A 1,412-nucleotide genomic window follows, 5' to 3' on the forward strand; every position below is an offset into this window, starting at 1 on the left:
TAAGGAAAAAGGAATGGCTGATCAAGAGATCACAGCCATTTTACAGGCGAAATCCCGTGACAATTCCAGAACCCCTGTTCAGTGGGATGCTACGGAGAATGGCGGTTTTACAACGGGCACCCCATGGATACCGGTCGCCGGCAACTATCGGGAAATCAATGCCGAAGCGGCGCTGAGGGATCAAAATTCGGTGTTTTACCATTATCAAAAATTGATTCAGATTCGCAAAATGTATGACATTGTGACAGAGGGAACGTATGAGATAATCGCAAAGGATGACCCGAACATTTTTGCGTATCTAAGACACGGCAGCAATGAAAAGCTGCTCGTGATCAATAATTTTTACGGGACAGAGGCGGCCTTTACACTGTCGGACTCTTTATCGCCTGACGAATGGAAGGCAGAGGTGCTGTTGACGAACGATGAAGCAAGGGAAGGGCTTCAGAACATGACGCTTCGCCCGTATGAGTCCATTGTTTATCGTTTAACGAAACCGTGTTAAACTAAGCTGGGTGGTCCATAATGAAGGTGAATAAATTCATCACAATTTATAAAGACATCGCACAGCAAATTGAAGGCGGCCGATGGAAAGCAGAGGAGATTCTTCCGTCTGAACATGAGTTGACCGCACAGTACGGTACATCAAGAGAAACGGTCCGAAAGGCGCTTCATATGCTCGCGCAAAACGGTTATATCCAGAAAATCAGGGGAAAAGGCTCCGTCGTGCTCAATCGTGAAAAAATGCAGTTTCCCGTTTCGGGCCTTGTCAGCTTCAAGGAGCTCGCGCAAACGCTTGGCAAAGAAACGAAAACAACTGTACACAAATTCGGGCTGGAGCCTCCGTCAGAGCTGATCCAAAAACAGCTCCGGGCCAATCTGGATGACGACATCTGGGAAGTCATCAGGTCTAGAAAGATTGACGGGGAACATGTGATTTTGGACAAGGATTACTTTTTCAGAAAGCATGTCCCTCACCTGACGAAAGAAATTTGTGAAAACTCCATATATGAATATATAGAAGGAGAGCTCGGTCTTTCGATCAGTTACGCCCAAAAAGAAATTGTCGCCGAGCCGTGTACGGACGAGGACAGAGAGCTGCTCGATTTACGCGGCTATGACCATATGGTCGTGGTGAGAAACTACGTCTTTTTGGAGGATACCAGTTTGTTTCAATATACGGAAAGCAGACACCGTCTCGACAAATTCCGATTTGTTGATTTTGCGCGGCGGGGGAAATGAGAGAGGCGCCTGCCTGCGGCAGCGCGCTTTTTTGTTTGGTATCAAAATTGATACTATCCAACAAAAATGTGCGTACTTTTACTTTTTATCATAATGGCTACAATAGAGATGAGAGTAACCTAAAGGAGAGGTGTTTTACATGGCAGATCTAAAGAAACAAATTCTGGATGCAT

At 45.8% G+C, this 1,412-nt stretch carries 2 protein-coding genes; both read left to right on the forward strand.

Features of this window, described 5'->3' with window-relative positions; all coding sequences use genetic code 11:
* Positions 1-502, forward strand: a 502-nt coding sequence (locus ACWHAR_RS21295; RefSeq protein ID WP_452087745.1) for an alpha-amylase family glycosyl hydrolase, incomplete at its 5' end; no start/stop codon positions are given.
* 20 nt (positions 503-522) lie between these two features.
* Positions 523-1,239 (forward strand): trehalose operon repressor, encoded by a 717-nt coding sequence (treR, locus tag ACWHAR_RS21300; protein ID WP_003233679.1) that lies wholly within the window; start codon positions 523-525, stop codon positions 1,237-1,239.
* Positions 1,240-1,412 lie beyond the last annotated feature (173 nt).

The organism is Bacillus sp. LR--39, assembly GCF_053613335.1.

Coding starts and splice junctions, on each gene's coding strand:
- treR (WP_003233679.1), top strand. CDS start 523: ATGAAGGTGAATAAATTCATCACAATTTATAAAGACATCGCACAGCAA.